6 protein-coding genes, 1 tRNA gene and 1 pseudogene are annotated in these 4,773 nt (G+C 72.3%); 5 read left to right on the forward strand and 3 right to left on the reverse strand.

What is annotated here, in order from left to right:
• The 5 genes from FE811_RS25790 to FE811_RS25810 all read left to right on the forward strand — a co-directional run.
• Nucleotides 1-348: SPOR domain-containing protein (locus FE811_RS25790; protein WP_140849353.1), on the forward strand; the 348-nt coding region annotated here is incomplete at its 5' end.
• 9 nt (nucleotides 349-357) lie between these two features.
• Nucleotides 358-1,344, forward strand: coding sequence for a beta-N-acetylhexosaminidase (gene nagZ, locus FE811_RS25795; protein ID WP_140849355.1), 987 nt, complete (start codon nucleotides 358-360; stop codon nucleotides 1,342-1,344).
• A 60-nt stretch (nucleotides 1,345-1,404) separates the two neighbouring features.
• Nucleotides 1,405-2,238, forward strand: a complete 834-nt coding sequence (locus FE811_RS25800) for a ScpA family protein (RefSeq protein ID WP_181180980.1) — start codon at nucleotides 1,405-1,407, stop codon at nucleotides 2,236-2,238.
• Nucleotides 2,235-2,897, forward strand: a complete 663-nt coding sequence (gene scpB / locus FE811_RS25805) for an SMC-Scp complex subunit ScpB (RefSeq protein ID WP_116221069.1) — start codon at nucleotides 2,235-2,237, stop codon at nucleotides 2,895-2,897. Before FE811_RS25800 ends, scpB begins: the two co-directional genes overlap by 4 nt.
• Nucleotides 2,898-2,915: 18 nt before the next feature.
• The gene (locus tag FE811_RS25810; protein WP_116221068.1) at nucleotides 2,916-3,107 is read left to right on the forward strand and encodes a hypothetical protein; all 192 of its coding nucleotides are present in this window, start codon (nucleotides 2,916-2,918) and stop codon (nucleotides 3,105-3,107) included.
• A gap of 81 nt (nucleotides 3,108-3,188) precedes the next feature.
• On the opposite strand, the gene FE811_RS25815 is transcribed toward FE811_RS25810, so the two are convergent.
• The 3 genes and pseudogenes from FE811_RS25815 to FE811_RS25825 all read right to left on the reverse strand — a co-directional run.
• Entirely contained in the window at nucleotides 3,189-4,256 is a 1,068-nt protein-coding gene (locus FE811_RS25815; RefSeq protein ID WP_116221067.1) for a 2'-deoxycytidine 5'-triphosphate deaminase, read from the reverse strand.
• Nucleotides 4,257-4,316: 60 nt separating this feature from the next.
• Nucleotides 4,317-4,394, reverse strand: a tRNA-Pro gene (locus tag FE811_RS25820).
• A 124-nt stretch (nucleotides 4,395-4,518) separates the two neighbouring features.
• Nucleotides 4,519-4,773: pseudogene (locus FE811_RS25825) on the reverse strand (MerR family transcriptional regulator); the annotation flags it as partial.

Consider the following 4,773-nt stretch of genomic DNA (forward strand, 5'->3'; position numbering starts at 1 on the left):
GCCAGCGATGCCGCGCCCGCGCGTGCCGCGGCCGAAAGCCGCCCCGCCGCCGCGCCCGAAACCCCGGCACCGGCACCGGCACCGGCGCAGGTCGCCTCGGGTGCGCCGCTGGTGCAGATCGGCGCCTTCGACAGCGATGCGCTGGCACGGGGCGAATGGAACCGCGTCTCGGGCAAGTTCGGCGCGCTTTTCGCCGGCAAGGGCATGGTGGTCCAGGAACACAAGGCCAATGGCCGCAGCTTCTGGCGCCTGCGCGCCGCCGGCTTCGAATCGCGCGACGAGGCGCGGCGCTTCTGCGCGGCGCTGATCGCCGAGGGCGTGGACTGCATCCCCGCCATGGCGAAATGAGCCGCTGAGATGGCCGGCGCCACCATCCTCGGCGGCATCGCCGGCCCGGACCTGAGCCGGGTCGAGCGCGACTTCTTTCGCGCCGCCGATCCCTGGGGCTTCATCCTGTTTGCGCGCAACGTCGATACGCCGGACCGCCTGCGCCGGCTGACGGCCGAGCTGCGCGAGGCGGTGGGCCGCGACGCTCCGGTGCTGGTGGACCAGGAGGGCGGGCGGGTCCAGCGCATGCGCGCGCCGCACTGGACCGACTGGCCGGCGCCCCTGGACCAGGCGGGCCGGGGCGAGCGCGCCGTCTGGCTGCACCATCACCTGCTGGCGCAGGAATTGCGCGCCGTCGGCATCGACGCCGATTGCGCCCCGGTCCTGGACATGGCCCGCGACGAGACCCATCCCTTCCTGAAGAACCGCTGCCTCGGCTCGGATGCCGAAACGGTGATCCGCCTGGGCCGGGCCGCGGCGCAGGCTATGCTGGCCGCCGGGGTGCTGCCGGTCGTCAAGCACATGCCCGGCCATGGCCGGGCGCGGGTGGACAGCCACAAGGACCTGCCGGTGGTCGAGGCTTCGCTGGACGAGCTGCGCGCCACCGATTTCGCCCCGTTCCGCGCGCTTGCCGACCTGCCCATGGCGATGACCGCGCATATCCACTTTGCCGCCATCGACGATGCGCCCGCCACCGCCTCGGCCGCCGTGATCGACCTGATCCGGCGCGAGATCGGCTTCGACGGGCTGCTCATGTCCGACGACATCGGCATGCAGGCGCTGTCCGGCAGCCCGGCCGAGCGCGCTGCCGCCACCATCGCCGCCGGCTGCGACCTGGTGCTGTCCTGCAACGAGACCCCGGCGCAGATGGAAGAGATCGTCGCCGCCGCCGGCGCCATGGCGCCCCGCGCCGTCGCGCGGGCCGAGGCGGCGCTGGCGCTGCGCCGAGCGCCGGTGCAGCAGGATATTGCTTCGCTGCGGGCGGAACTGGCGGCGCTTGGCGGGCTGGCGGCCTGATCGGTTGACTAGGCCCGGTCTATCGCGGATTCTGCGCAGGTTCCCTAGCCTGGACGCGACATGACCAAGGTGCCCTACCTGACCCCCGTGCCCGACCCCGCGCCGGACCCGGCGCCGCATCTGCCGGGGCTTGGGCCGCAGGCCGTGGCCGAGCGCCGCGCCGAGGAGGTGCTGGTCGTCGATGTCTCGGGCTTCGAGGGGCCGCTGGACCTGCTGCTCACGCTGTCGCGCACGCAGAAGGTCGACCTGATGCAGGTCTCGATGCTGGAGCTTGCCGACCAGTATCTGGCCTTCGTCGACGAGGCCCGCGCGCTGCGCATCGAGCTGGCCGCCGATTACCTGGTCATGGCCGCCTGGCTGGCCTATCTGAAATCCCGCCTGCTTCTGCCGCCCGACCCCGAGGCCGAGGGCCCGTCGGCCGAGGAGATGGCGGCGCATCTGGCCTTCCAGCTGGAACGGCTGAACGCCATGCGCGAGGCGGCGGCGCGGCTGATGGCGCGCGACCGGCTGGGGCAGGACCGTTTCGCCCGCGGCGCGCCCGAAACCGTCGCCCGGCAGCGCCAGGTCGCCTGGCAGGCCGGGCTGATCGACCTGATGCGCGCCTATGCCAGGCTGCGCACCCGCGACGAGTTCCGGCCCTATGCCTTCGACCGCCGCGACGTGCTGACCATGGAGCAGGCGCTGGACCGGGTGCGCGGTCTGATCGGCTATGCCGGCGACTGGACCGCGCTTTCCGCCTTCCTGCCCGAGGGGTGGGAGGCCGACCCGCAGCGCCGCCGCTCGGCCACCGCGGCGACCTTTGCCGCGACGCTGGAACTGGCCCGGCAGGGCGCGGTCGAAATCAGCCAGGCCGGCACCTTCGCCCCGATCACCATCCGCAGGCGCCCAGAATGAGCCAGGACGACACCGCCCCCGATCCGCAGCGCTTTCCGCCGCCGCCCCTGCCCGAGCAGGAGCGCATGGTCGAGGCGATCCTGTTCGCCTCGGCCGAGCCGATGAGCCAGCGCGAGATCGCCGCCCGCCTGCCGGCCGGCTGCGACCCGGCCGAGGCGCTGCGCGCCTTGCGCGCCCGCTACGAGGGGCGGGGGGTGCAGCTGGCGCGGGTGGGCGATGCCTGGGCCTTTCGCACCGCCGCCGACCTGGGCTTCCTGATGCAGGAAAGCGTGGTCGAAAGCCGCCGCCTGTCGCGCGCCGCGACCGAGACCCTGGCGATCATCGCCTATCACCAGCCCGTCACCCGCGCCGAGATCGAGGAGATCCGCGGCGTCGCCGTCAGCCGCGGCACGCTGGACCAGCTGATCGAGCTGGACTGGGTCCGCATCGGCCGCCGCCGCCAGACCCCCGGCCGGCCGGTGACGTTCGTCGTGACCGAGGCCTTCCTGGATCATTTCGGCCTGGAGAGCGCCCGCGACCTGCCGGGATTGGCCGAGCTGCGCGCGGCGGGCCTGCTGGAATCGCGCCCGCCGGGCGAGGGGCTGGCGCCCGGCCTGTTCGGCGAGGCGGACGGCGAGGATGCCGGGGCCATGGCCGAGGATCTGTTCGAAGATGAATGAAGAATTGGCTGTAACGCCATGAATTTTAATCGGTTAATTTCCGTTCTGACGCGTAAGGTCGCGAACCGGCTGCTGAACTGGGGCATCCGGCGGATGAATGCGCCCAAGCCGGGCGCGCGTCGGACCCCTCAGCAGCGAAGCCGCGAAAAGACCATGCGCGAGGTGGTCAAGCGCGCCCGTCAGGCGGCGCGCATCACCCGGCGGATGTGATAGGGGGCTCTGCCCCCGTCGCGCTGGCGCGCGACTCCCCCGGGATATTGGGACACGGAAGAATGCAGGACGGGCGGCTGTTCAGGCGAATTGCTTGGCGAGCTTGAGGCCTTGGCCCTGGTAGTTCGAGGCGATGCCGCTGCCGTAGAGCCGTTCGGGGCGCGCGGCCATGCGCTCGTAGACCAGGCGGCCGACGACCTGGCCGTGTTCCAGCGCGAAGGGGGCCTCGTGGCAGCGCACCTCGAGTACGCCGCGCGCGCCCCGGCCGGCGGCGCCATGGCCGAAGCCCGGATCGAAGAAGCCGGCGTAATGCACGCGGAACTCGCCCACCATCGCCAGGTAGGGTGCCATTTCGGCGGCGTAATCGGGCGGGATCGCCACCGCCTCGCGGCTGACCAGGATATAGAAGGCGCCGGGGTCGAGGATCAGCTGGCCGTCGGTGCTGCGCAGCTCGTCCCAGAAGTCGCGGGCCTGGTAGGCGCCGATCCGGTCGAGGTCGATGACCCCGCTATGCGGCCGGGCGCGGTAGCCGACCAGGTCGCCCGCCCCGGGGCGCAGGTCGACCGAGAAGCCCAGGCCGTCGTCGATCAGCGCCTCGCCCGTCACCAGCGGCTCCTGCGCGTGCAGCTTGCGCAGCTCGGCATCCGACAGCACCGCCTGACCCTGGCGCAGCCGCAGCTGGTTCAGCCGCATGCCGGGCCGCACCAGGACCGAGAAGCTGCGCGGGCAGATCTCGGCATAGATCGGGCCGTCGTAGCCCTGGGGCAGGCGGTCGAACTCGGTGCCCTCGTCGGTGACCAGCCGCGTCAGCAGGTCGAGCCGTCCGGTCGAGCTTTTGGCATTGGCGACCGCGTCGAGGCCCTGGGGCAGGGACAGCCGCTCCATCAGCGGCACTAGGTAGACGCAGCCCTTTTCCAGCACGGCGCCGCCGGCAAGGTCCATGCGATGCATCTCGAAATCCTTGAGCCGGTCGCCGACCCGGCGCCCGCGTCCGGCCAGGAACGAGGCGCGCAGCCGCCATGCCGTCGCGCCCAGGCGCAGGTCGAGGCTGGCAGGCTGGACCTGTTCGGGCAGGATCGGCTGGTCGGCCGAGATCGCACCGCTTGCGATCAGCTGGCGCAGGGACGTATCGGGAAGCACACCGTTCACGCGAAACCCTTTCGGCAAAAGGAAACGCCCACCCCCGGACGGGGATGGGCGTTTTCGGAATGGTCGGGCCGGCGAGATTCGAACTCGCGGCCTTCCGCCCCCCAGACGGACGCGCTAACCAGGCTGCGCCACGGCCCGACGAGGGGCATATAGAGCGAAGCGGGCCGCCAGCACAAGGGGCCTGGGACGGAAATTTCGGCAAGAATCTCGATTGCTGTGGATAGTCCGCCGGCGCGGGCCGGAAAGCGGGCGGCCATGCGCGTCAGCGCGCGCCGGCCAGCGCGTCGCGCAGGGTTTTCGCCTGCGCGGGCAGGGGCTTGCCCTGCAATTCGTGCTGGCGCAGCGCCAGGGCGGTGGCCACCAGCCGGCCGAGCCAATCGGCTGCGGGTTCCCGGCCCGGATCGAGCGCGGCGAAGAGCGGCAGCGATTCGGCCTGCCGGGCCGGAGGGTTCGGCCGGGCCGGCCGGGGTGCGGCCTTTGCCGCCGTCGGCGCGGCCTCCCGCTCGGGCAGGGCCAG

The sequence above is a fragment of the Paracoccus sp. FO-3 genome (assembly GCF_006386455.1).
Taxonomy (GTDB): Bacteria; Pseudomonadota; Alphaproteobacteria; order Rhodobacterales; family Rhodobacteraceae; genus Paracoccus; species Paracoccus versutus.

Coding starts and splice junctions, on each gene's coding strand:
- FE811_RS25800 (WP_181180980.1), top strand. CDS start 1,405: ATGACCAAGGTGCCCTACCTGACCCCCGTGCCCGACCCCGCGCCGGAC.
- scpB (WP_116221069.1), top strand. CDS start 2,235: ATGAGCCAGGACGACACCGCCCCCGATCCGCAGCGCTTTCCGCCGCCG.
- nagZ (WP_140849355.1), top strand. CDS start 358: ATGGCCGGCGCCACCATCCTCGGCGGCATCGCCGGCCCGGACCTGAGC.
- FE811_RS25810 (WP_116221068.1), top strand. CDS start 2,916: ATGAATTTTAATCGGTTAATTTCCGTTCTGACGCGTAAGGTCGCGAAC.